At 61.1% G+C, this 23,763-nt stretch carries 22 protein-coding genes and 1 pseudogene; 13 read left to right on the forward strand and 10 right to left on the reverse strand.

Translation table 11 applies throughout. The annotated features are described in order from the left end of the window. The first annotated feature begins 46 nt into the window (after positions 1-46). From ehuB to doeB, 8 genes are all read left to right on the forward strand, one after another. The gene (ehuB, locus tag B5P46_RS34025) at positions 47-895 is read left to right on the forward strand and encodes an ectoine/hydroxyectoine ABC transporter substrate-binding protein EhuB (protein WP_064248671.1); all 849 of its coding nucleotides are present in this window, start codon (positions 47-49) and stop codon (positions 893-895) included. A gap of 179 nt (positions 896-1,074) precedes the next feature. Then, positions 1,075-1,734: an ectoine/hydroxyectoine ABC transporter permease subunit EhuC gene (gene ehuC, locus B5P46_RS34030; protein WP_003550191.1), complete on the forward strand. Its 660-nt coding sequence runs from the start codon at positions 1,075-1,077 to the stop codon at positions 1,732-1,734. A 4-nt stretch (positions 1,735-1,738) separates the two neighbouring features. Then, positions 1,739-2,398 (forward strand): ectoine/hydroxyectoine ABC transporter permease subunit EhuD, encoded by a 660-nt coding sequence (ehuD, locus tag B5P46_RS34035; protein WP_003550192.1) that lies wholly within the window; start codon positions 1,739-1,741, stop codon positions 2,396-2,398. 2 nt (positions 2,399-2,400) lie between these two features. Beyond that, on the forward strand, positions 2,401-3,180 hold the full coding sequence (gene eutA / locus B5P46_RS34040) for an ectoine utilization protein EutA (RefSeq protein WP_129422558.1): 780 nt from the start codon (positions 2,401-2,403) through the stop codon (positions 3,178-3,180). A gap of 4 nt (positions 3,181-3,184) precedes the next feature. Next, positions 3,185-4,186 (forward strand): hydroxyectoine utilization dehydratase EutB, encoded by a 1,002-nt coding sequence (gene eutB / locus B5P46_RS34045; RefSeq protein WP_129422559.1) that lies wholly within the window; start codon positions 3,185-3,187, stop codon positions 4,184-4,186. After that, positions 4,183-5,175, forward strand: coding sequence for an ectoine utilization protein EutC (eutC, locus tag B5P46_RS34050; protein ID WP_129422560.1), 993 nt, complete (start codon positions 4,183-4,185; stop codon positions 5,173-5,175). Before eutB ends, eutC begins: the two co-directional genes overlap by 4 nt. Positions 5,176-5,207: 32 nt before the next feature. Beyond that, entirely contained in the window at positions 5,208-6,389 is a 1,182-nt protein-coding gene (doeA, locus tag B5P46_RS34055) for an ectoine hydrolase DoeA (protein WP_129422561.1), read from the forward strand. A 7-nt stretch (positions 6,390-6,396) separates the two neighbouring features. Then, on the forward strand, positions 6,397-7,404 hold the full coding sequence (gene doeB, locus B5P46_RS34060; protein ID WP_129422562.1) for a N(2)-acetyl-L-2,4-diaminobutanoate deacetylase DoeB: 1,008 nt from the start codon (positions 6,397-6,399) through the stop codon (positions 7,402-7,404). A 43-nt stretch (positions 7,405-7,447) separates the two neighbouring features. Here doeB and B5P46_RS34065 read toward each other — a convergent pair whose 3' ends face one another. Further along, entirely contained in the window at positions 7,448-9,265 is a 1,818-nt protein-coding gene (locus tag B5P46_RS34065) for a methyl-accepting chemotaxis protein (RefSeq protein ID WP_129422563.1), read from the reverse strand. Between the two features lie 238 nt (positions 9,266-9,503). On the opposite strand from B5P46_RS34065, the pseudogene B5P46_RS34070 reads away from it, so the two are divergent. Next, a pseudogene (locus B5P46_RS34070) lies at positions 9,504-9,614 on the forward strand (plasmid stabilization protein); the annotation flags it as partial. Between the two features lie 108 nt (positions 9,615-9,722). Here the strand turns inward: B5P46_RS34070 and B5P46_RS34075 are convergent. From B5P46_RS34075 to B5P46_RS34110, 8 genes are all read right to left on the reverse strand, one after another. Next, positions 9,723-9,971 carry a hypothetical protein gene (locus tag B5P46_RS34075; protein ID WP_129422564.1) on the reverse strand — a complete coding sequence of 83 codons (249 nt, stop codon included), beginning with the start codon at positions 9,969-9,971 and terminating at the stop codon, positions 9,723-9,725. Positions 9,972-10,226: 255 nt separating this feature from the next. Beyond that, the gene (locus B5P46_RS34080) at positions 10,227-11,318 is read right to left on the reverse strand and encodes a DUF5666 domain-containing protein (protein ID WP_129422565.1); all 1,092 of its coding nucleotides are present in this window, start codon (positions 11,316-11,318) and stop codon (positions 10,227-10,229) included. Then, positions 11,315-12,214, reverse strand: coding sequence for a DUF6502 family protein (locus B5P46_RS34085; protein ID WP_129422566.1), 900 nt, complete (start codon positions 12,212-12,214; stop codon positions 11,315-11,317). The genes B5P46_RS34080 and B5P46_RS34085 overlap by 4 nt, the downstream gene beginning before the upstream one ends. A gap of 155 nt (positions 12,215-12,369) precedes the next feature. Further along, a complete protein-coding gene (locus tag B5P46_RS34090; RefSeq protein ID WP_129422567.1) occupies positions 12,370-12,744 on the reverse strand; it encodes a hypothetical protein in 375 nt (124 codons plus the stop codon). Positions 12,745-12,755: 11 nt separating this feature from the next. Then, positions 12,756-13,802 carry a flagellar hook-associated family protein gene (locus tag B5P46_RS34095; protein WP_129422568.1) on the reverse strand — a complete coding sequence of 349 codons (1,047 nt, stop codon included), beginning with the start codon at positions 13,800-13,802 and terminating at the stop codon, positions 12,756-12,758. Between the two features lie 2 nt (positions 13,803-13,804). Further along, positions 13,805-15,265, reverse strand: a complete 1,461-nt coding sequence (gene flgK / locus B5P46_RS34100; RefSeq protein ID WP_129422569.1) for a flagellar hook-associated protein FlgK — start codon at positions 15,263-15,265, stop codon at positions 13,805-13,807. Between the two features lie 13 nt (positions 15,266-15,278). After that, entirely contained in the window at positions 15,279-16,571 is a 1,293-nt protein-coding gene (locus B5P46_RS34105; RefSeq protein WP_003550208.1) for a flagellar hook protein FlgE, read from the reverse strand. Positions 16,572-16,889: 318 nt separating this feature from the next. Continuing rightward, the gene (locus B5P46_RS34110) at positions 16,890-17,762 is read right to left on the reverse strand and encodes an EF-hand domain-containing protein (RefSeq protein ID WP_129422570.1); all 873 of its coding nucleotides are present in this window, start codon (positions 17,760-17,762) and stop codon (positions 16,890-16,892) included. Between the two features lie 164 nt (positions 17,763-17,926). Between B5P46_RS34110 and B5P46_RS34115 the strand changes: the two genes are divergently transcribed. Both B5P46_RS34115 and B5P46_RS34120 read left to right on the forward strand, forming a co-directional pair. Continuing rightward, the gene (locus B5P46_RS34115; RefSeq protein ID WP_129422571.1) at positions 17,927-18,574 is read left to right on the forward strand and encodes a TetR/AcrR family transcriptional regulator; all 648 of its coding nucleotides are present in this window, start codon (positions 17,927-17,929) and stop codon (positions 18,572-18,574) included. Positions 18,575-18,825: 251 nt separating this feature from the next. Continuing rightward, positions 18,826-21,009 (forward strand): DUF1217 domain-containing protein, encoded by a 2,184-nt coding sequence (locus tag B5P46_RS34120; RefSeq protein WP_129422572.1) that lies wholly within the window; start codon positions 18,826-18,828, stop codon positions 21,007-21,009. 93 nt (positions 21,010-21,102) lie between these two features. On the opposite strand, the gene B5P46_RS34125 is transcribed toward B5P46_RS34120, so the two are convergent. Beyond that, the gene (locus B5P46_RS34125; RefSeq protein WP_129422573.1) at positions 21,103-21,894 is read right to left on the reverse strand and encodes a crotonase/enoyl-CoA hydratase family protein; all 792 of its coding nucleotides are present in this window, start codon (positions 21,892-21,894) and stop codon (positions 21,103-21,105) included. A gap of 87 nt (positions 21,895-21,981) precedes the next feature. On the opposite strand from B5P46_RS34125, the gene B5P46_RS34130 reads away from it, so the two are divergent. Next, entirely contained in the window at positions 21,982-22,566 is a 585-nt protein-coding gene (locus B5P46_RS34130; RefSeq protein ID WP_164986604.1) for a TetR/AcrR family transcriptional regulator, read from the forward strand. Positions 22,567-22,836: 270 nt separating this feature from the next. Beyond that, positions 22,837-23,676: a transporter substrate-binding domain-containing protein gene (locus tag B5P46_RS34135; protein ID WP_012755573.1), complete on the forward strand. Its 840-nt coding sequence runs from the start codon at positions 22,837-22,839 to the stop codon at positions 23,674-23,676. Positions 23,677-23,763: the final 87 nt, after the last annotated feature.

Here is a 23,763-nt window from a genome sequence, read left to right on the forward strand (position 1 = left end):
TGCCCGCAAGAACAAAACTCAAGGAAAATCAGAGGAGTTGGGAACGATGAAAGCAGGATATCTTTTGAGCGCCGCCAGCCTGTCGGTGCTTCTGATCACGGCGGCCGCCCCGGCCTCCGCCGCCGATGACAAGCTCGAGCAGCTGAAGGAGCAGGGCTTTGCGCGTATCGCCATCGCCAACGAGCCGCCGTTCACCGCCGTCGGCGCCGACGGCAAGGTGTCCGGCGCTGCACCCGATGTGGCGCGCGCAATCTTTGAAAAGCTGGGCGTCAAGGAAGTGGTCGCCTCGATCTCGGAATATGGCGCAATGATCCCCGGCCTGCAGGCCGGCCGTCATGACGCGATCACCGCAGGCCTCTTCATGAAGCCCGAGCGCTGCAACGCCGTTGCCTATTCCGAACCGATCCTCTGCGACGCCGAAGCTTTCGCTCTGAAGAAGGGCAATCCGCTGAAGTTGACGAGCTACAAGGACATCGCCGACAATCCGGACGCCAAGATCGGCGCGCCGGGCGGCGGCACCGAGGAGAAACTGGCGCTCGAGGCCGGTGTGCCGCGCGACCGCGTCATCGTCGTTCCGGATGGCCAGAGCGGCATCAAGATGCTGCAGGACGGCCGCATCGACGTCTACTCGCTGCCGGTTCTGTCGATCCATGACCTGATGGCCAAGGCGAATGATCCGAACCTCGAAACCGTCGCTCCTGTCGTCAATGCGCCGGTCTATTGCGATGGCGCTGCCTTCCGCAAGCAGGACGTTGCGCTCCGCGACGCCTTCGATGTCGAGCTGAAGAAGCTGAAGGAATCGGGCGAATTCGCCAAGATCATCGAGCCCTATGGCTTCTCGGCCAAGGCGGCGATGTCGACGAGCCGCGAAAAGCTCTGCGCCGCGGCGAAGTAACAAGGGGTAAGAAGCCGGCCATGCCATGGGCATGGCCGGATTGTCCCCGAACGATCCCCTAAAGCGCGTCGCGACCTTTCAGATGCATTCCTCGCGCTTTAGGTCCTTGTTTTTACGCATGTCGTTATCGCAAACCGCAGCGCACTTTTGCGCGACATGCTCTAAGAAGCGAGTTGCCGATGTCGGTATGGTCCGGCTATCTGACACTGATCCTTGAGGGCGCCCTGGTGACGCTCGAACTGACGATCATGGGGTCTGCGCTGGCGCTGGTAATGGCCTTCCTGGCGGGCCTCGGCCGCCTGTCGCGCTTCTTTGCCGTGCGCGCGCTGGCAACGGCCTATATCGAATTCTTCCGCGGCACCTCGATCTTCGTCCAGCTTTTCTGGGTCTATTTCGTGCTGCCTTTTGCGGGTTTGACCCTGACGCCGCTGCAGGCGGGCGTGTTGGCGCTCGGGCTGAATGTCGGCGCCTATGCGGCGGAGGTGGTGCGCGGCGCCGTCAAGGCCGTCGGGCGCGAACAGTCGGAAGCCTGCATCGCGCTCAACCTTTCGCGATACCAGCGCATGCGCCACGTCATCCTGCCGCAGGCGCTGCCGCTGATGCTGCCGACCTTCTGCAACAATGCGATCGAACTCTTGAAGGGCACGGCCGTCGTCTCGCTGATCTCGCTGACGGATATGACGTTCCAGGCACAGGTTGTGCGGGCGCAGACCGGCAATACGCTGGTGCCCTTCGCGACGATCCTCATCCTCTATTTTCTCATGGCCTCGGCGATCTCCGCGACGATGCGCTGGCTGGAGCGGCGGATGGCGCGCAGCCTCGACGGCATAAGGACCTGATCAGATGGAATGGGATTGGGACTTCGTCTGGCAGATCATGCCGACCCTGCTCGAGGGGTTCAAGATCACTCTTCTCGCCACCATCCTCGGTGCTGCCGTGGCCATGATCGTCGGCCTGGGGCTCGCCATTGCGCGGCGCTCACCGGTCGCCGGCATTTCGAGAACGGTCGCTTTCGTCTCGGAATTCATCCGCGGCACGCCGCTGCTGGTGCAGCTCTATTTCATCTTCTACGTGCTGCCGGATATCGGCATCCGGCTGGCGCCGCTGGTCGCAGGCGTCATCGGCATGGGCATTCACTATGCGACCTATACCGCCGAGGTCTATCGCGCCGGCATCGAGAATGTGCCGCGTGGACAATGGGAGGCGGCCAAGGCCACCAATCTGTCGACGCGCCAGGCCTGGATCCACGTGATCCTGCCGCAGGCGATCCCGCCGATGATCCCGGCGCTCGCCAATTATTTCATCGCCATGTTCAAGGAAACGCCGCTGCTTTCGGCGATCACCGTGCTCGAACTCATGAACCAGGCAAAGAGCATCGCCAACAGCAACTACCGCTACATCGAGCCGATGACGCTGGTTGGCGTCTTCTTCCTCGTCATCAGCCTGATCTCGGTCGTGGGATTACGTTGGCTCGAGGAACGTTACGCCAGGATGGATGACTGACCATGACCGTAGAGATCGAGATCATCCCTGCCGGCCGGCTGCCGCGACTGGAGGACCGGCCGCTGGAAAAGCGCATCGGCCTGGTCATCCTCGCGACGGATCACACGACGGAAGTCGACTTCCAGCGGATGGTCGCCGGCGATCGCCTCGGCGTCTATGTCAGCCGCATCCATTATGCCAATCCGGTCACGCCGGAAAACCTCCTGAAGATGCAGCCGTCGCTGACGGAAGGCGCAGCACTGATCCTGCCGGACGAGGCGCTCGATGCCATCGTCTATTCCTGCACCTCCGCCTCGGTGGTGATCGGCGACCGGAACATCGAGGCGGCGATCCATGCGGCCAAACCCGGCGTTCCCGTCGTGACGCCGACGGCTGCCGCCGTGACCGGCCTGAAGGCGCTGGGCGCCAGACGGATTTCGGTGCTGACGCCCTATACGATCGAGACCAGCCGGCCGATGGCGGACTATTTCGCGGATCTCGGCTTTGCGATCGACCGCTTCACCTGTCTCGGCCTGACCGATGACCGCGAGATGGCGCGGATCGCGCCGGACGAGATCGTCGCCTTCGCACGCCAGGCGCTGGCGCCGCAGTCCGATGCGCTGTTTATCTCCTGTACGGCGGTGCGCGCCGCCCAGGTTGCCGCCGGCATTGAAGCGGAGGCCGGCAAGCCGGTGATCACCAGCAATCTTGCGACCGCCTGGGCCTGCCTGCGGCTTTGCGGCGATGATCGGGCGCGGCCCGAACTCGGTCAATTGATGACCAAGCCCTATCGGGAAGGCTGAGATCATGGTGAGCACCTTGCCCGTTTCGCTGGAGGATATCCGCGCTGCGGCGCGCAGGATTGCCGGCCGCGTGATCGGCACGCCGATGGTGCAGTCCGCTTCACTTGGCGAATTGGCCGGCGTGCCTGTCCATCTCAAGCTTGAGCATCATCAGACGACCGGCAGCTTCAAGCTGCGCGGCGCAACCAATGCGGTGCTCTCCTTGTCGCCGGCCGAGCGCTCGCGCGGCGTCGTCGCAGCCTCGACCGGAAATCACGGCCGGGCGCTTGCCTATGCGGCAAAGGCGGAAGGTGCCGTCGCGACCATCTGCATGTCGCGGCTGGTGCCGGAGAACAAGGTTTCGGAAATCCGCCGCCTCGGCGCCGATGTCCGCATCGTCGGATCATCGCAGGACGAGGCGCAGCAGGAGGTGGACCGGCTGGTTCGCGAGGAGGGGCTGGTGATGGTCCCGCCCTTCGATGATCCTGATGTCGTAGCCGGGCAGGGGACGCTGGGGCTCGAAATCATCGACACCGTGCCGGAGGCGGCAATCGTGCTGGTGCCGCTCTCGGGCGGCGGCCTTGCGGCCGGAGTTGCCGCCGCGGTCAAAGGCATCAGTCCGACGACCAAGGTGATTGGTCTGACGATGGAGAAGGGGGCTGCGATGAAGGCAAGCCTCGATGCCGGACGGCCCGTGCAGGTCGAGGAAGTGCCGAGCCTTGCCGACTCGCTCGGCGGCGGCATCGGCCTCGACAATCGCGTGACCTTTGCCATGTGCCGCGACCTTCTCGACGAGGTCATCCTGCTGACGGAAGCGGAAATCGCCGCCGGCATACGCCATGCCTATGCCGCTGAACGCCAGGTCGTCGAAGGCGCTGGCGCGGTCGGTATTGCAGCGCTGCTTGCCGGGAAAATCTGGGGCGACGGTCCCATCGTCGTGATCCTGTCCGGGCAGAATGTCGACATGGAACAGCACCGGCGGGTGATCAATGGCAAGGCGGCACTCTGTGGGGAGGAGAGACCATGAGCCGGATGATCATTCTGACGGAAGCGGAACTGAGGAAAGTCATCGCGCTTGATCGCGATGCGGTTGATTGCGTCGAGGCCGCTTTCGCAGCGCTTGCGACCAAGGCCGTCGCCATGCCGCCGATCCTGCGGCTCGACATTCCAGAATATCGGGGCGAAGTCGATGTGAAGACGGCCTATGTGCCCGGCATCGAGGGCTTCGCGATCAAGATCAGCCCTGGTTTCTTCGACAACCCCAAGATCGGCTTGCCGAGCACCAACGGCATGATGGTGCTGCTGTCGAGCCGAACCGGACTGGTGCAGGCGCTGCTGCTGGACAATGGCTATCTCACCGACGTGCGCACCGCAGCAGCCGGCGCCGTCGCGGCAAAACATCTGTCGCGGGAAAATGCGTCCGTGGCCGCGATCTTCGGTGCGGGCATGCAGGCGCGGCTGCAACTTGAAGCACTGACGCTGGTCCGGTCGATCCGCGAGGCGAGGATTTGGGCGCGCGATGCCGCCAAGGCGCAAAGCGTGGCAGCGGAATTGGCCGCAAAGCTCGGCTTTCCCGTCACCGCGATAGCGGACGCCAGAGGCGCAATGACCGGCGCTGATCTCATCGTCACCACCACGCCGTCGGAAACGCCGATCATCGAGGCCGGATGGCTGGAACCCGGACAGCATCTGACGGCCATGGGCTCGGATGCGGAGCATAAGAACGAGATCGATCCGGCCGCCATCGCGGGGGCCGACCTCTACGTCGCCGACAGCTTGAAGCAGACGCGGCGCCTCGGCGAGTTGCATCACGCAATCGATGCCGGGCTGGCCGCAGGCGATGCGGTCTTTGCCGAGCTCGGCCAGATCGTTGCCGGCCGGACGCCGGGACGGACGCGCAACGACCAGATCACCATTGCGGACCTGACCGGGACCGGCATCCAGGACACCGCCATCGCCACGCTCGCCTTTGCCCGCGCCGGCGCGGCAAATGCCGGGACCACGTTCGAAAGCTGACCGGCGCGACGCCGGAAAAGAAGGGAAGAAACATGACCCAGCCCAATCTCAAATTCTCGCTCGGCGAATATGCCGCGCGGCTGGAAAAGACACGGCGTGCCATGGAGACGAAGGGCGTAGACCTGCTGATCGTCAGCGATCCGTCGAACATGGCCTGGCTGACCGGCTATGACGGCTGGTCCTTCTACGTGCACCAGGCGGTGATCGTGCCGCCGCAGGGCGAGCCGATCTGGTTCGGCCGCGGCCAGGATGCCAATGGCGCCAAGTTCACCGCCTATCTGAAGCACGACAACATCGTCGGTTATCCCGATCACTATGTGCAATCGACCGAGCGCCACCCGATGGACTACCTCTCGGGCATCCTGACGGAGCGCGGCTTCGGCAAGCTGACGATCGGCGTCGAGATGGACAATTACTGGTTTTCGGCGGCGGCCTTTGCGGCGCTGCAGAAGCACCTGCCGAATGCGCGCTTCGTCGACGCGACCGCCCTCGTCAACTGGCAGCGAGCGGTCAAGAGCGAGACCGAGATCGGCTATATGCGGAATGCCGCCCGTATTGTCGAAGCGATGCACGCCCGCATCTTCGACAAGATCGAGGTCGGTATGCGCAAGTGTGATCTGGTCGCGGAAATCTATGATGCCGGCACCCGTGGCGTCGACGGCATCGGCGGCGATTATCCGGCGATCGTGCCGCTGCTGCCGTCCGGCGTCGAAGCATCCGCGCCGCACCTGACCTGGGACGACCGGCCGATGAAGAAGGGCGAGGGCACCTTCTTCGAGATTGCCGGCTGCTACAACCGCTATCACCTGCCGCTGTCGCGTACCGTCTTCCTCGGCAAGCCGACGCAGGCCTTTCTCGATGCCGAAAAGGCGACGCTGGAGGGCATGGAAGCCGGTCTTGCGGTCGCCAGACCCGGCAATACCTGCGAGGATATCGCCAATGCCTTCTTCGCGGTGCTGAAGAAATACGGGATCGTCAAGGACAACCGCACCGGCTATCCGATCGGCCTTTCCTATCCGCCGGACTGGGGCGAGCGCACCATGAGCCTGCGTCCCGGCGACCGGACGGAGCTGAAGCCCGGCATGACCTTCCATTTCATGACCGGCCTCTGGCTCGACGACATGGGTTTCGAGACGACCGAGAGCATCCTCATCACAGAGAGCGGTGTCGAGTGCTTCGCCAAGGTGCCGCGCAGACTGATGGTCAAGAATTGAGGCGGCGATGACAGAGATTGGCTTGCGGCCGTCGCCGATCAGCGCGACGGTCAATTTCGCCGCCGAGGGCGTCCAGCACGGCTTCCTGCGCCTGCCTTACAGTCGCGACGATTCCGCCTGGGGATCGGTGATGGTGCCGATAACGGTCGTCCGGAACGGCAAGGGATCCACGGCCCTTTTGACCGGCGGCAATCACGGCGACGAGTATGAAGGACCGATCGCCCTCTTCGATCTTGCCCGCACGCTGAGGGCCGAAGAGGTGAACGGCACGGTTATCATCGTGCCGGCCATGAATTATCCGGCATTCCAAGCGGGAACCAGAACCTCGCCGATCGACCGGGGCAACATGAACCGCAGCTTCCCGGGCCGACCGGACGGCACGGTGACGGAGAAGATCGCCGACTATTTCAGCCGCGTGCTTCTGCCGATGGCGGATCTCGTCCTCGATTTCCACTCCGGCGGCAAGACGCTCGATTTTCTGCCATTCTGCGCAGCCCACATCCTGCCGAACAAGCAACAGCAGGAAAAAGCCTTCGAATTCGTCAGGGCCTTTGCCGCTCCCTATTCGATGAAGATGCTGGAGATCGATGCGGTCGGCATGTACGACACCGCGGCCGAGGAAATGGGCAAGATCTTCATCACCACGGAACTCGGCGGCGGCGGCACTGCCACGGCCAAAAGTGCGGCGATTGCCAAGCGCGGCACCATGAACGTGCTACGCCATGCAGGGATCGCCGCGGGCGCCGTCGATCCCGGTCCGACGACCTGGCTCGACATGCCGGACGGCCGCTGCTTCTCCTTCGCAGAGGAGGGCGGACTGATCGAACCTGTCATCGATCTCGGTGAAGCCGTCACAGCCGATGCCGTCATAGCTCGCATCTATCCGACCGGACGGACCGGGGTGGCGCCCCGCGATATCCGCGCCAGCATGAACGGCATTCTCTGCGCCCGGCATTTCCCGGGGCTGGTCAAATCAGGCGATTGCGTTGCCGTCGTGGCGATTGTTGACGATTGACGTGATCGGGCAGGCAGAGACGAACGAATTTCGACGGTCAACGTCAAGCAGCTTTCTGCGGTCTTGACCCGCCGGCGGCCGCGTCGATCTGAAAGCGGCTGACGACCCCTTCCAATGTCTGCGTCTGGCTGCCGAGCGCCCGGCAGGCCGAGGCGGTTTCGACGGCCATGGCGGCGTTGCGTTGCGTGACCTGATCGAGGGCGTTGACGGAGGCATTGATCTCGCCGATCGCTACCGCCTGCTCGGAGGAGACCGAGACGATGCGGGCGATCAGGCCGGCAACCTGCTCGACCTGTCCTTCGATTTCCAGCAGCGCCTTGCCCGTGCGGTTGACGAGCTGCACCCCGGTGGAGACCTGAGACGAGGAGGTGGAAATCAGAGCTCTGATCTCCTTGGCGGCGTTGGCCGAGCGCATGGCAAGTTCGCGCACTTCCTGGGCAACGACCGCAAAACCCTTGCCCGCTTCGCCCGCGCGGGCTGCTTCAACCCCGGCATTGAGCGCCAGAAGATTGGTCTGGAAGGCGATTTCATCGATGACATTGACGATGTCGCCGATCTGGGAGGATGAGCCTTCGATCCTTTCCATGGCGGCGATTGCTTCACGAACGACGGCCGCCGAATGTTCGGCACTGGTGCGGGTCTCGGCCATCATGCCGGTTGCCTTGCCGGCATGGTTGGAGGCGTCTTTCGCCTTGGCATTCATCTCATCGAGCGCGGCTGTGGCCTCTTCGAGCATCGCGGCCTGCTGTTCCGTGCGCGAGGCAAGGCTGTCGGCGGCATCGGTGATGCCGGCCGAGGAATTGCCCACTTGCTTGGAGGTCTGGGCGATCTCCGCCATCGAAGCGCAAAGCGCGTCCATACTGTCGTTGAACTTTGCGCGCAAAGTTTCATAGGCCGTGGCGAAGGGCGTCTTGATGCGGCAATCGAGATTGCCGTTCGACAGCTGTTCCAGGCCGTATGTCAGCTGGGCGATCACCGTTTCGCGGATCTGCTCCTCAGCGGCCTTTTCGGCCAGCTGGCTGCGTTCACGCTCGAACTCCGCATCGCGAAGCGCGGTCTCGCGTTTCTGCGCGTCCTGCCGCTCCAGCGCGTTGCGGCGGAATACCGCGACGGCCTTGGACATGGCGCCGATCTCGTCGGAACGGTTGGCATAGGGAACTTCGGTCGAAAAATCGCCTTCGGCAAGATTGCCCATATAGGCCTTCATACCGTCGAGCGGCACGATCGCCCGGCGGCGCAGGAGATAGAGCCCCACCAACAACAGTCCGAACGAGCCGAAGCCCGCGGCACCCGCATAGATCGTCCAGGTCACGATTTCCGAGGCGGCATTGCGCTCCTCGCCCTTCAGGAAGGCGTCGGAATTGGCAACGAGTTTCTCGACCGCGTCCTGATGCGAATGAAAGGCGACGCGCAGTTGTTCGATCGCACCATGCGCCTGGTCTTCATCCCGGGCATTTAAGGCGGGGATGATCTCGCGGTTCATCACCCCCCAGAATGCATCGCCCTTGGCGATGACATCGTTTTCAAGCTCGTCCTTCAAAGCTTGCGGCAGCCGGGTGGTTTTCCAATAGGCGCGGCGGTCGTCGTAAGCGGCCTTGAGATTGGCGATCTTGGCAAGGTTGGTGTCTGTGAGTTCGGGAAATTTGCTCGCCTCGAAGGAAAGCATGTAGGATTCGACCACAAATAGCGGCGGCGGCAGAATATCGGCGATCAAATCCTTGCCGTAGACGACCTGCTCATAAACCGGCCCGTTGACTTTCAGCCGTTCGAGCGCCGATTGCTGCAATCCGATCGACATGAAAAGACCTACTGAAACGGCGACGCCGAACGCCACCAGACTGCGAGCAATGGTGAATGCCAAGACTGTCTCCAAATAACTTTTGGCTTCTCTACTTCGAGAGGCCTGATCTACGTACGGCATTATTTGGCAAGAACACTGAAATATGGTTAATTCTTTTGATATCAGGGCTTAGCCAGCTCTTTCAGGTCTGGGGCAACCGTCCAAAATTGGGTTGATAGGTTGAAGCCGTAGTACCAAACCATCGCCAGCCATCGTGACGGCTCAAGGCGTCATTACATTCATCGCAAAGGAGATCAGCATGGCTGACCCTCCGCTTTCCGCATGAAGCGCAAAAGCGCGTGATCTTGCTCACCGGCTTGGCCGCCGTGAAAGCCGCTCGATAGCCGACATTGTTGAGCGTGCCCTCGAATGGGTACTCACTCGCAACCTGGCGTGCTTTCTCCTGGTGTCGAGGCTCCGCGGAGAGTGTCAAGCGGTTAGCCTCTGAATGGGTCGATTGTCGCGCGTTAAACGCCTTTCAGGCCAATCGCATGAGAGTTTCATTCAAATCGCCGATCTGTCGCAGCAGCTCGACCAACTTATCCGTATCATCTTGACTGAGCCGGCCCGTTCCGCCGCTGCTCTGCCAAAGATGTTGAAATTGTTGGCTCGTCTGGTGCGCGCTGCTCATGATTTCGATGATTTGAGCGCGGTTTTCCCAAGTTGCAACGATGGTCGGTTCGTCCATCTCCACCGACATGTCCAGTTCGCGTTCCAACAAAAACAATTCCTGATTCCTCTTGGGCGATGACGGTTTGGTTCGGATGGCGCCATCCCGCCTACGGGATCGGCCATTCCTGCAATGACTCAGGAACATGGGTTTGACAGTCTCGGAACGATTGAAAATCAAACGATTGGCTAGCGGGTGTGGGGCGGACCCGTTAGCCAATCGGCAAACCCTTCCTGGAATCACCCGAAGCAGAATTCGCATGAACAATAAATGGGAAAATTTCCCATTTGTCAACACGGAGCGACCGCGTTTTCAGTGCGGACCCGGACCCGGACCCGGACCTGGGCCTGGGGGCGGCGGCCCAGGCGGCGGGGCGTCCTGCCTTGGTGGCCCCCCTCTATCCGGAGCGGAAAAATCTCGGTCCGGCCCGCCTCTGCCGAAGGGCGAACGATCGGGCGGCGGTCGATCCGAAGGGCCACCCGGACGTCGCGAACCGAAGCCGTCTGGAATGCGCCCGTCGGGAAAACCGGTCATTCTGCTTGAGTCCCGCACGCCGACATCGACGAAGCCATGACCATCAGGAGATGGCGGCGTCGAGCCGAAAGGCGCGGACCCTCTGGGTCCCGCGCCCGGCCCGTCCTTATCGGTCGGCCGGAAGGTCTCGACGTTGACGATGCCGCGTTTCAAGCCCGGGACCAGGGGTTCAGCCTGAATGCGCGTGATGATCAATCGATCGGCGACGGCCTTGAGACGCACGAGCGTTTGCTTACCGGCCAGGTATCCATGCGTGCTTCCAAGCGAAAGGCCGCCGATCAGGACGCGATTGCTGCTCTTGACGGGGATGCCTCGAACATGGGCGCCTTCGGAAACGGAGCGGGGCTCGATGCGCCGGGCAATGATCGTACCGTCAGGTTTGCGGATGCCGAACACGGCGACCCGCTTGCCCTTGCGCAGACCCTTCGTCGCGACACCCGTCGTGTCGATCGTCTGCCCCAATACGGTCATGCCGGTCTTGTCTATCCGGTCGATGCGGCCCTGGACTTCGCTGGCGATCGTGATGCGGGCGGCAAGCTTGCCCGTCAGCAGCACCCGGGCGACATGACCGACCTTCATCGCGCTCGCGCGAACGCGTCGGCCGTCGATTTCGATCGGTGTCGTCGCACTGAACGGTATGTGGATGTTGTTGACGATGATGCTTCCAAAACCCTGGATGGTCCCGACGATGCCCGTCCCGCCGATCCCGTGATCTTCGTTCTCCCCGCCGCCCCGGATGGAAAGTCCGGACCCGCCGATGCCATGATCGCCGGTGCCCGTCGGCTGCGCGGCGGCAATCTTAGGCCCCAGAACCTGAAGCGCTATTCCGGCCAACAGAAATTGCCTTCTCGAGAGCGCCGACGGGGTCATTCGTCCGTCTCCGTCTCCGTCTTGGATGCGGCGTCTGCCTGAAGATCTGCCTCGCCCTCCTCGGTCATCACATAGAGCCCAGCGATCCAGCGGCTGTTGCCGCCGGGGTCGTCCTTGATGGCCTGATGGGCGATCTTGTTGAGCTTCAGGAGCAACGCCATTCCTTCCGCACGCGCGATCTCCTCGAGCCGGGCGGCCAGAACGGGCGATATCCCGTCATAATGGACCGCGCGTTCGAAGTTCGGGGGAGGCTCGTTCATCAGGTTCATGACCGACGCCTGCACATGGTCACGGAGGTTGCGCGTAAAATAATGCCGGCGAGCTTCGTCACCGGCATTGGGGACGATCGATGAGAGGTCGAGCTGGATCCAACCGTTCTGATCGAGAACGACGATGCCTTTATCCAGCCAGTCGTCCAGGATGGAGCGGGGGTGGACGTCCTTGGTGATGTCACTCACCAGGCTCTCGAATGACGGACCGCCGTCGCTGGAGGTCCGGGGCAGGGCACTCGGCCGATCCTCCGCATCGCAATAAAACGGATCGGCAAGCCATCTGGCGAGAATGCGGCTCGTCTGCGAAACGCCAATGGTCAGGAAGGATGCCGCAAGCACCTGTCCGCGCAGCCGGTTGACGTCCTTGCGGTGAATGCCGGTCAGAAGCGAGATGCGGCTATCCGTCTGGTTCTTGTTCGGCAGCGCGAATTCCTTCTCTGCGACCTCGATATAGAGACGGCGAAGAACGGTCGAAAAAGAGATGAAGTTGAAGCCGGAGGCGAGTGCGAGCTTGACCAGCGGGCGAAGCACGCGGATCAGCATGGCCTGCAAGGTCTCTTCGGAGAACGGTAGTTTCGCGCGCGGCTTTGACATCAAGAACACACTCGGTCTCTGAAAGACCATTGCCGGCAGACCTTCGGCAAACGTCCTCAGTCTCCCCTATGGGAAAGTCCAGACTGCCGCAACGGACAAGCGATATGCAAGACCAGCCTATGCCATGCTTCCTGGCGGCGCGGCCGTGATCGCGTCGCCATTGGGAAGGCATTTTGCCTCTTCTGTCAATGCGTTATCGGATGAGGTTCTGGTGACAGCACTGCGCCGTGGCGCCAGTCGATCAGCCGGTCGATGCGTGCAATCTTGTGGAAAACCTCGAAAACGTCGAATGACGTGCCTTTCTCGATGTGGGCTGCCAGCAGTTCGCAAAGCTCGAATATTTCAGGGGGCGTACCGGTCATCTCGACGCCGTCATCCGTGAAGACACCCGATCGCGGCCATGCCCGCGTCTGTTGCTCGTCGAGTTTGCTGCCGACGAAGGGGATCGTATCGATGATGCCGGAGGCAAGCGCGAAGGCCGCCTCCGCCACGATTTCGGAACACGCCGTGTTGGGCTCCTTCGCCAGGGCCGGTATTTGCAACTGCTTGAGTTCCCGCATTTTTCAATCCGTCAGAGATAGTTGACCAGGCTCAGGCTCTGGAGTTTTGACACGAGCGTGTAGGCCGTTTCCAATTGCGTCTGCAGTTGGTTGACGAGCGTCGAGGCCTCATAGGTATCCACGCCCTGGAGATCGACGAGATTTCCCTGAAGCAGAGTGGATTGAGCGTCGAGCGCGTCATTTGCCTTTTCGAGCCGTTCCTGGGCGAGGCCGAGTTCGCTTTGCTGCGTCACGATCCCGGAGGTCGCCTGCGCCGCATAGGCGATCGCCTTGGATGCGACGGTGCTCTGCGCGTCGGAGCTGAGATCCTGGCCGAAGAGGGCGGAGACGACGACGGAGGCGAGCGCGAGATAGCGCATGCCTTCGGAATTGGCATTGGTCGACGAGGTGATGGTTTCCGATCCGCTGATCCGGCTCGTCATGTTGGTGCTGGAAGCGGCCGACCAGCCTTCGGAAGCGTCCGTCCAGGCGCTCTCGGAGAACATCGGCTCGACTGTGTCGGTGATGAAGCTGCCGATTTCCTCGCCCGTCAACTCGCTGACGTCTTTTCCGAGACCGGTTGCATAATCGCTCAGCGCCGAAACGATCGTAGCCGAGACCGCCGAGGATTGATCGGTCAGAGGCTGGCTGTCGAGGTTCGTTCCGCCGAACAGGAATTCGCCATTGACCGACGTGTTTGCCGTCGAGACCAGCTGCGAAATCGTGGCGCTCGCCGTCTGCAGTGCAACGGCGATGCTCGTCGTATCCTGGCTCGCCTGGAGCGCGGTCAGGTTCGAGACCAGGCTGTCGCCAGCATCCTTGAGGCTCGAAAGGGCGGTTTGCGATGCGTTCATGCGCAATTCGACGACGGCATTGCTCATCTTGAACGAGGCGGCCTGGGCGATGGCGCTGGTGAGATTGATCGACTTTGCAGCGCCGGCGCCGAGTGATACGCCGATATCGGCGTAGGTTCCTGTGGTCGCTTCCGTCGAGGCCTGCTGCAGCTTGTTTTGGGACTGGCTGATGGTGAGCCGCAAAACATTCTGCATCGCCGATGATGAGACAAAAGATGCTTTCATGACTAGCTCGCTATGTCGAGGAGCGACTGGAACATCTCGTCGATGACGTTCAGGATCTTTGTCGCCGCTTTGTAGGATTGTTCGATGTCGAGAAGCAGTGTCAGTTCCTCGTCGAGGTTGACGCCGGTTTCGTTGGAATAGGCCTCGTCGGAGCGCGACAAGGCGGCAGCCGTGGTTTCGGAGGCCGACGTGGCGTCGCTTCGATATTGCTCGAGCCAGCCGATAGAGGCGCTGGCGTAGTCCGTCAGGCTTTGCGTCGTCGAGAGACCGGCGTCGGACGAGAACGAGCGCTGTTCCGTCAGCGCCTCATACAGGGCGTCGAGATTGTCCGAGAAGCCGCTGTCTCCCGAGGTGTTGAGATCGGTGATGCCGCTGATGGAGCCATCGCGCAGCTTCGTCGCATCGCCGCCCTCGCTGGTGACGACGGCTGGATTGACCGAGATGGTGGAGGCGATCCCTGTCGTATCGTCGGAAGCCGCAGGTGTTCCCCCGGTTGCGCCTGACGCCGTGGTCCACACGAAAAGTCCCGGGGCGCTCGTGCTGCCGTCGGTTTCCGAGAAGATCTGGACGAGCGATTTGGCGATCTCGTCGAGCTGGGCCTGGAATGTCGGGGCGATCTCGTCGCGAAGCTGCAGCAGCGCCTGCAGGCTGCCCGAGGCACTCGTCGTCGATCCCTCGCCGGCGTCGAGCGCAACGCCGTCGATATAGATGGAGTTGCCTTCCGTTCCGGCGACGTAGGTTGCCGTCGAGGCGAACGTGACGGCGCGGGGTATGGTCTCGAACAGCACGGTGCCGTCCGAGGTGTAGAGCGCCATATCGTTGTTGTGGCGTACGGCGGAGGTGACGCCGACGATCGATGAGATCTGCTTCAGGAGCTTTTCACGCTCGTCGAGCGCCGAGGATGTATCGGCGCCGGTCGATGTCGCCAGCTTGACCGCATTGTTGGCCGCCTCGAACTCAGACAGCAGCGTATTCAGGGTGGAGACCTGTGTGGCGATCTCCGCATCCGCCTCGGCTCTGATCGACTGGACACCGTCGCTTGCGGTATTTAGCGAATTGGCGAGATCCTGCGCGGCGGTCACGGCCGATTGCGCTGATGTCGTGCTGCTCGGCGACGTGCCGAATGTCTGAAGCGCCTGCTGGAATGCCGTGAGATAGGTACTCGGCGAGGTCTCGTAGTCATTGCCGCCCACCAGCGACTTCAAGCTTTCGAGGCCGGTCATCAGCGTCTGCTGGGCGCTGTCCTTGGCATTCGTTTGCAGATACTGGGCAAGCAGCGCAGTTTCCTGCGCCCGGCTGATGCTGACGACCTGGGCGCCGGAAAGAGACGTCGTAACCGACGCCTCCCGTCTCACATAATCGGAATTTCCGACATTGGCGATATTCGTCGAAATGACGCTGCTTTGCTGGCCCGTATTGTTGAAAATACTTTGCACGCTGTTCAAGGCGGAGGTGAGCGACATGCCGGCGCCCTCCCTATCGTTTCAGATTGACGAGGACATCCATGATATCGGAGCCGGTCTGAAACACCTTGGAATTGGCGGTATAGCTGCGCTGCGCCTCGATCATCTCCGTCAGTTCGCCGGCGAGATCGACGTTCGAGCTTTCGAGAGCGCCGGACTGGATGGAGCCAAGCCCGTTCGTCTGCGGGAAGCCGGTGACCGTGACGCCGGACAATCCGTTGGCACTGTAGACATTGCCACTGAGCAGCGTCAGATTGTCCGGGCTGGCGACCGTTGCAAGAGGGATCTGATAAAGAGCCTTTGTTGCGCCGTTCGCATAGGAGACCGACACCACGCCGTCCGCACCGATAGACACCGAGCTTACGGCACTTGCGGCCTGGCCGTCTGCGGAGCCCGTCGCCGAGAAGTCGGAGGCAAGCTGGGTAAAGTCGGAATAGTCCATGGTGACCGTCTTTGCCGTCACCGGATCGACGATGTCGGTGTCGGTTGCGGAGGTCAGCTGGCCATCGGCGTCGAAGGAGAGCGTTGCAACGCTCACGGCATCGGAGGAGTAGGGAAAGGATGTTGTGCTGCCGGTGGCTGCATCGGCATTGCGGTAAACCGCGACCTCCCAGGTGCTGCCGGTGACCGCGCCGCTCGCATCCGTCGTGACGCCGGTCTTGGTGAAGTAATAGTCGTACTGGACGGTGCCGCCGAGGCTGTCATAGGCAACCAGCGACATCTTTTGCGTGTCGTCGGTGACGCTTGCCGTGTTGGCGCTCGGCAGCGTCGTCGTATCCGTGACGACGGTCGCTTCGGAGTTCAGGTTGCCGCTGAAGTAGGCGCTGCTCGAAGCGACGGCGCTCAGGCCCGATTGGGATACGTTGACCGGCACCAGGCCGTCGAAGCCGTTGACGACCACAGCCGGCACGCCGGAATCATAGGAATATCCCATGAGCGTGAAACCGGCACCGTTGACGAGATTGCCGTCGCTGTCGACCGAGAAGTCGCCGGCCCGGGTGAGCACAGGCGTGCCGTCGGCGCTTTCCACGATGAAGAACCCGTCTCCCGAGATCGCCAGGTCGTAGGCCGAAGTCGTATAGGAAATGTCGCCCTGCTGGGAAATCGCCTGGCGCACGGATGTCTGAACGCCGCCCGAATTGTAATTGCCCGAGGAAGACGGCAGGACCAGCGACGAAAAGGACGTGGAAACGGCCTTGTAGCCGGTGGTGTTCGCGTTGGCGATATTGTCGGAAACCGTGCTCAGCCGGTTTGCCTGTGCACTCATGCCGGAGACGGCGGTTTTCATGCTTCCAAAAATGCTCATGGCTCGATTCCTTATGGTTTGGGAACATGCCATGTGACGACAGGCTTCCAGGGCCCGGATTGCGGGCGCACGACATCGCTGGCGCCGGGCAAGGCCGACACCGGTCGATGATCTGATTGTCTGGACTGACCCCGTGATGGCGATAGGCGCTTCGGCTCATCCGCGCGCTAGTATTGTGCGCCTGTGGCGGCACACCAACGTTTCAGTATTTCAGGAGCGGCCCGGATGAGGGCTCTGCCGGCTCCACTGCCGGGCCGCTTTCAGATCGTCTCATTGCAGTTCTCCAGCAACTGCAATGGCGACGCTCCGTATCCGCCGTCAGCCCGCGGACTGTACGGACAATGAACCGGTGTCGGATGTGTCGAGCAGATCGAAGAGCTGGCTCGCCTGGCTTGCGGTGACGTCCTCGGGCTTGCCTGCCATGAACTCGTCCAATGTCACGAGCCCGTCTCCATTCGTATCGAGATCGGAGATCAGGGATTGAGACTGGTCGTCTTCTGCGGGCGGCGGTGGCCGTCCTTCGGAACGCTGCGACTGCTCGGCCGACATGGCCTCGGTCAGCGCATCGACCGATAGCGAACCCGCTCCTTCGCTGTCGAAGCTGTCGAAAAGCGTGCCGGCCTGGTCTTCCGTCACATCGGACGGCCGGCCTGCGACGAACTCGTCCTTGCTGATGGAGCCGTCGCCATCGGTATCGAGATCGGAGAGCAGGGATGCAAGATCGTCATCCTCTACGGGCGGCGGCGGCGGTCCGCCGGGGCGTTGCGACTGCTGAGCGGACATGGCCTCGGCGAGCGCATCGACCGATAGCGAGCCCGTGCTTTCGCTGTCGAAGCTATCGAAAAACGTGTTGGCGTGATCCTCCGTCACGTCGGACGGCCGGGCCGCGACGAACTCGGCCTTGCTCACATAGCCGTCGCCATCGCTGTCCAATTGGGCAACGTCCATGCCTTCACCGCCGCCCTCGTCCTCGCCGGAGGACGACTGATCGGAGAAGCGGTTCATCGACAGCGTCATCAGCTGGGACAGGAGTTTGTCGGCGCTGCTGGACGTGTCTTCATCGAGCTGCCCGCTTTTGGTTGCTTTTGCCGACGAAACCGTATTAGAGGATAGGATCTCCTCGGACGCGGATGTCGGGTGCTTGCTATAGGAATAGGAAGAGACTGATGTTGCAGCGGAAATGGTCGTCATAAGCGCTCCATCGCTAGGAGGGTGAGGATGCAACGCATTACAGAACTGATGAGTTCTCTAAATCGAAATCACTAATGCCACAACCGAAAAAATTGCCCCTCAGAAATCGTAGTCTACGTTCTCAGGTCGTCGGCACGTGTTTCGGCAGGGTGGTCTAGACCGTCATGGATATTATCGACGAGCCTACGGACGAGCCGCGCAAGCGGGGGCGGCCGAAAGTTTCCAGCGACGAGGACAAGCGGGCGCATATCGTCGAAGTCGCCGGCCGCGTTTTCGTCAAATACGGTTATGCCGGAAGCACGACCGCGATCGTCGCCTCCGAGGCGGGCGTTTCGAAGCAGACCCTCTATAAGCTGTTTCAGAGCAAGGAAGAGCTGTTTGCCGCCGTGGTCGGCGCGCATCGGCGCCTGATGCTCGATCTGCCCAGGCCTGCCGAAGATATCTCGATTGCCGCGAGCCTCGAGCGCATTTTCATGATCGATATGGATGAGGACAAGGATGCGGATCGCACCGGCTTCCTGCAGCTCGTCTTTCGCGAAGCGGCGCAATTTCCCGAACTTGTCGATATCCTGCAGCGCGAAGGCATGCTTGCCAGCCGGCAGCATCTCGCCGACTGGCTGGGCGAACGCCGGTCGGAAGGCAGGTTGACGCTGGACGATACGGCGAGCGGCGCCCGGATGCTGATGGATATGATCCTCGGCGGCATGGGTCCGCCGGAAGGGCGCGCGCAGGCCTGGCCCGATCGGGCTGGACTGTTTGCCCATCTTCGCCGCTGCATTGCCATCTTTGCCGCAGGCGTCGGCGCGGCCTAAAACGCGTTTGCAATCTGTCAGATTCGCTCCTCGCGCTTTGTCCGGCAAAACGCGATCCGTTGACATTCGCTTCCAATTCCGCATTGGATGAATTATAGAACTATAGAGTTCTATTAAATTGATTCGGCCACATGTAGGTGGCTGCGCTTCGCCATGACCGGCGACGACATTCCCGCAGAGATGAAAATTTTCACCCGTGACTGCCGGCAGGCTTTCGCGCGGCACCGCCGTGCCTATGAAAGGGACACACGTTGGTTTCTACCTATGTAAGCTATCTTACGGTCGCGCGAAATCTGAACGCCAGCCTCTCGAACGTGGCTTCACAGGCAACGGTTGCCCGCGACAGCGCCTACTACAAGGAAAACATCGACAAGGTCACGACCGTCGATGACTTCATGAGCGATTACAAGCTCTATTCCTATGCCATGAAGGCCTACGGCCTTGAAGACATGACATATGCCAAGGCCTTCATGAAGAAGGTGCTGGAGAGCGATCTCAGCGATTCATCGAGCTTCGCCAACAGCTTGAGCGACACCCGCTATGCCGAGTTCGCCGCCGCCTTCAAATTCGCCGGCGAGACGAAGACGGCGCAATCGGACGTGCAGCGAGACAATCTGCTCGATGCTTATGAGGGGTCCTTCGACGCCGAGGCGGATGACATCGCCGACGAGACGGACTATTTCGAAGAGAATATCTCGTCGATCACCTCGGTCGACGATCTCCTGTCGAGCTCGAAGCTGAAGAACTATGTGCTGACCGCTTTCGGTCTCAGCACCGAATACACCTCGACCAGCTTCCTGAAGAGTGTTTTGACGAGCGATCTCGACGATGCCGATAGTTTCGTCAACCAGCTCGACGATGATGTCTATGTCAATCTGGCGAAGGCCTTCAACTTCAACGAGGATGGCTCGACCGACGGCGACCTGATGTCGGAAGATCAGCTCTCGCTGGTCGCAAGCGCTTATGCGGTGGCCTCGGCGACGATCGCTTCCTCGGATACCGGGGAGGCCTATGACACTTACTTCGCTGCGCAAATCGGAAACATCACCTCCGTCGATGAGTTGATGAGCGACGACAAACTGGTTTCCTATCTGAGAACTGCCTATGGGCTTACCGATAGCGAGACCGATAACTTCATTTCCGCGGCGCTGAAAAGCGCTGATCTCGCCGACGCGATCGGCTTGTCCGAGCTGCACGATGCCTTCAATTTCGATGAGGACGGTGCGCTTGCCGATGGCGATACGGCCCAGACATCGGAACAGACCGCCGCCACCACGGCGGCCTTCGATGAGAATTATGAGGTGCTGATCGCCAACACCGACACTGAAGACGCCGTCGACAACTATACGACGCGCATCGCCAGCGTCACCTCGATCGATGATTTCCTGGTATCAAATGATGACGACGACGATGACGACAACGACGATCTCCCGGAACTGTGGGAAATGGCGTTGCGAGCCTTTGACATAGACCCGGACAGCGTTTCGAGAAGCGAGGTCCGGAAAATTCTCGAAAGTGATCCCTCGGACTCGAAGAGCTATGTCAACAGCCTCGACGATGACCGGTTCGTCGCCTTTCGCAAAGCCTTCAACTTCGACAGCAATGGCGACGTGACCGTTCCGCTGCAGGCCATGTCGGAATCCGTCGTCGACGACTATGCCGCCTATTACAAGCAGGACAAGATCCGATATCTCGAAGGCGACGAGCTGACGGAAGCGACTGACGCGGCGGACGAGGAGATTACCTATTTTCGCGAGCAGATGGCGACGATCACCACGGCCAGCGAATTCCTGGCCGACGATCGTCTGGTTTCCTTCGTGCTCGAGGCGAAGGGGCTCGATCCTGATGATGTCACGTCGGACGCGTTGGAGAAGATGTTTTCTTCCGATCTCGACGACGAAGACAGTTACGTCAACAAGCTGGACGACAATCGTTTCGCCGAACTCGTCGGCGCGTTCAATTTCGATCAGGACGGCAATATTTCAGCTGATCCGACCGGGACGGTGCAGCAGCGCGGCGACGTGCTGGAGACGATCGACGCCTATGTCAGGCTGACGCTCGAGGATGATCAAGGCGACAGCAACACCGGGGTGCGCCTTGCCCTCTACTTCCAGCGCAAGGCGCCGGAGATCTCGAGCGCCTACGACATTCTGGGTGATAGCGCGCTCTTCGAGTTTTTTACGACGAGCTTCAACCTGTCTAGTTACGTCTCGAACATGGACGTCGACAAGCAAGCCGAGATGATCGACAATTTTATCGACATCGAGGATCTGTCGGATCCGGAAAAAGTCGACGATCTGATCAAACGCTTCACCGCCATGTATGACATGGCCAACGGCACAGGCACCACCTCGACGGCACTTTCGATCCTAACCGGCTCGGCGACGATAAGCGCTGACACGCTGCTGGCAATGGCACAATTGAAAAGCGGGTGAGGCCTGTCGTCGTCACGACGCGTCTTGATCAACGCAACTTGGTGGTTGGCTCCCGCAATCAGCCACGATGCCCGCTGTGCGTCAATCGAGCGATCACGAACCGGGATAGCTCGGTTTGCGACGCTCAATCCAGGCATCGAGCCCTTCGCGCAAATCGGCGGTTGGCGCCATGCGGGCGAATTGTTCGCCTTCGATCAGCAGCCCCTCCGCAATACTCTGGTTGATGCCGCGCGTCACCGCCGTCAGAATGCTCGCCGCCGCCAGCGGTGAATGACGCAGAATGCGCCGTGCGAGGTCGTGGGCGGCCGGCATGAGAGCGTCATGCGGGACAACTTGGTTGACAAGGCCGAGTTCGAGGGCGCGCTGCGGGGAGAATGCGTCGCCCGTCAACAGCAATTCGAGGGCGCGCTTGCGCCCGGCCAGCCTCGGCAAACGCTGCGTTCCGCCAAAGGTCGGCGGCATTGCGAGATTGATCTCGGGCTTGGCGAACAAGGCGCGTTCGCTGGCGATGGCGAGGGGTACAGCCTCTGTGATCTCGCAGCCTCCGCCAAAGGCAAGGCCGTTGACGGCGGCGATGACGGGTTTTCGGAAGGCTTCCAGCCGCGCAGTTAATCGCTGTCCGCGCGCGACGAAATCGCGCATCGCGACATCGGCGCCCTGCGTCACGCTTTCCGAGAATTCGTGGATATCGCCGCCCGCCGAGAATGCCCGCTCGCCTGCGCCGGTGAGGATGATCGCCCGGATTGAACTGTCGGTTTCGATGGCGTCGAGGATCGCCAGCAAGCGGTCTATCAAGGCGTAATTCAGCGCATTGAGTTTTTCCGGGCGATTGAGAGTGACGGTGGCGATTCCGTCGCGGCTGTCGATCAAAACAGTGTCGGCCATTCGGTTTCCTTTCCGCTATGCTGCGTCAGGAGAAGTATGCCGCCGGCCGATACTTGTGTATATTCACTAGTCGGTATACATAGCGGCATGACCTCACATGCAATTCCGACGCGCGAACGCATCATCTCGGCCGCCGCCAAGCTGTTTTACAACGAGGGCATCAGAAGCGTCAGCGTCGATGCGGTGGCTGAAGAGGCCGGCGTCACAAAACGCACCCTTTACTACCATTTCGCCAGCAAGGACGACCTCATAGGGGCCTATCTGGAGGCGCGCGATCAGCCCAACCTTTCTCTGTTCAAACGCTGGTATGCGGAAACGACGGGCGAACCGGCAGATAAGGTGCAAGGCATCTTTCGCAATCTCGCCCGCGCGGCCCGCCATCCGAAATGGAAGGGCTGCGGCTTCCTGCGCACCTCTGTGGAACTCGCCAATATGCCTGGCCATCCAGCCATGAAGGTCGGGATTGAACACAAGAAGAGGGTCGAGGCCTGGTTGCGGGTGACGTTCGAGGCGGCCGGAATCAAGACGGAAGCGCCGCAGCTCGCCCGGCAGATCGTCCTGCTGCTCGATGGCTCGTTCGCCGTCGTTCTGTTGCATCGCGACCCGACCTATATGGAAGCCGCCGGCGAGGCGGCGGGTTCACTGATCCGCGCAGCGACCGCAAACGCGTAAGGCGCCGGATCCTAGGCGCTCGCTCCAAGGACCGCATCTTGCGCCCTCAGCATGGCCCTCAGGTCATTGAGCGGGAAGGGCATGATTGAGCCTCTGAAACAAGAGAGCAATGCTGCACTGCCGAAAAAATCACCACGCGCACCACTGCGCGTTTTTTCAGCATGACCCATTGACAATTCATCCTTGATGGCACTTCATAACGTTGTTCCAGTAAAACAGACACGCGTCCATTATACTGGAACAATAGGAACAATCCATAAGGGGAACGCCATGACCATTTCCTTTCGCACCGGCGTGATGTCGCTGGCCGTCGCCGCTCTGTTGTCCACGCCTGCGCTGGCCGACGGCAGCAAGCTCGATGAAGTGCTGGCCCGCGGCCATCTCGTCCTCGGCACGGGCAGCACCAATGCGCCTTGGCACTTCAAAAGCGCCGACGACAAGCTTCAGGGCTTCGACGTCGACATGGGCCACATCATCGCCAAGGCGCTCTTCGGCGATCCTGAAAAGATCGAGTATGTGAACCAGTCCTCCGACGCCCGCATCCCGAACATCACCACCGACAAAGTCGACATCACCTGCCAGTTCATGACGGTTACCGGCGAACGCGCCCAGCAGGTTGCCTTCACCATTCCTTATTATCGCGAGGGTGTCGGCCTGATGCTCAAGGCGGATGGCAAATATGCCGACTACGCAGCCCTCAAGGCGGCCGGTTCCTCCGTTACCATCTCGGTTCTCCAAAACGTCTACGCCGAGGCAATGGTGCATGCCGCATTGCCGGAGGCGACCGTCGACCAATACGATTCCGTCGACCTGATCTATCAGGCGCTGGAATCGGGACGCGCCGATGCTGTCGCCACGGACCAGTCGTCGCTTGCCTGGTACATGACGCAGAATCCGGGCCGTTACAAAGATGCCGGCTACGGTTGGAATCCGCAGACCTACGCCTGCGCCGTCAAGCGCGGCGATCAGGATTGGCTGAACTTCGTCAACACCGCCCTGCACGAGGCCATGACCGGCGTCGAATTCGACTTTTACGCCAAGTCCTTCAAGACCTGGTTCGGCAAAGATCTGACTCCGCCGCAGATCGGCTTCCCGGTCGAGTTCAAGTAACAGCCATGTGGAGCGGGACATGTTTCCCGCTCCGCATTTAAGAGTGAGAGCATGACGTCGTCCGAAAACCGCTCAGACTTTTCGGCA

Origin of the sequence: Rhizobium leguminosarum, assembly GCF_004123835.1 — a bacterium.
Taxonomy (GTDB): Bacteria; Pseudomonadota; Alphaproteobacteria; order Rhizobiales; family Rhizobiaceae; genus Rhizobium; species Rhizobium leguminosarum_M.

Coding starts and splice junctions, on each gene's coding strand:
- B5P46_RS34105 (WP_003550208.1), bottom strand. CDS start 16,571: ATGAGCATTTTTGGAAGCATGAAAACCGCCGTCTCCGGCATGAGTGCA.
- B5P46_RS34095 (WP_129422568.1), bottom strand. CDS start 13,802: ATGAAAGCATCTTTTGTCTCATCATCGGCGATGCAGAATGTTTTGCGG.
- ehuD (WP_003550192.1), top strand. CDS start 1,739: ATGGAATGGGATTGGGACTTCGTCTGGCAGATCATGCCGACCCTGCTC.
- ehuB (WP_064248671.1), top strand. CDS start 47: ATGAAAGCAGGATATCTTTTGAGCGCCGCCAGCCTGTCGGTGCTTCTG.
- B5P46_RS34090 (WP_129422567.1), bottom strand. CDS start 12,744: ATGCGGGAACTCAAGCAGTTGCAAATACCGGCCCTGGCGAAGGAGCCC.
- eutC (WP_129422560.1), top strand. CDS start 4,183: ATGAGCCGGATGATCATTCTGACGGAAGCGGAACTGAGGAAAGTCATC.
- B5P46_RS34110 (WP_129422570.1), bottom strand. CDS start 17,762: ATGACGACCATTTCCGCTGCAACATCAGTCTCTTCCTATTCCTATAGC.
- B5P46_RS34135 (WP_012755573.1), top strand. CDS start 22,837: ATGACCATTTCCTTTCGCACCGGCGTGATGTCGCTGGCCGTCGCCGCT.
- B5P46_RS34080 (WP_129422565.1), bottom strand. CDS start 11,318: ATGACCCCGTCGGCGCTCTCGAGAAGGCAATTTCTGTTGGCCGGAATA.
- doeB (WP_129422562.1), top strand. CDS start 6,397: ATGACAGAGATTGGCTTGCGGCCGTCGCCGATCAGCGCGACGGTCAAT.
- flgK (WP_129422569.1), bottom strand. CDS start 15,265: ATGTCGCTCACCTCCGCCTTGAACAGCGTGCAAAGTATTTTCAACAAT.
- doeA (WP_129422561.1), top strand. CDS start 5,208: ATGACCCAGCCCAATCTCAAATTCTCGCTCGGCGAATATGCCGCGCGG.
- B5P46_RS34115 (WP_129422571.1), top strand. CDS start 17,927: ATGGATATTATCGACGAGCCTACGGACGAGCCGCGCAAGCGGGGGCGG.
- B5P46_RS34125 (WP_129422573.1), bottom strand. CDS start 21,894: ATGGCCGACACTGTTTTGATCGACAGCCGCGACGGAATCGCCACCGTC.
- ehuC (WP_003550191.1), top strand. CDS start 1,075: ATGTCGGTATGGTCCGGCTATCTGACACTGATCCTTGAGGGCGCCCTG.
- eutB (WP_129422559.1), top strand. CDS start 3,185: ATGGTGAGCACCTTGCCCGTTTCGCTGGAGGATATCCGCGCTGCGGCG.
- eutA (WP_129422558.1), top strand. CDS start 2,401: ATGACCGTAGAGATCGAGATCATCCCTGCCGGCCGGCTGCCGCGACTG.
- B5P46_RS34130 (WP_164986604.1), top strand. CDS start 21,982: ATGACCTCACATGCAATTCCGACGCGCGAACGCATCATCTCGGCCGCC.
- B5P46_RS34085 (WP_129422566.1), bottom strand. CDS start 12,214: ATGGTCTTTCAGAGACCGAGTGTGTTCTTGATGTCAAAGCCGCGCGCG.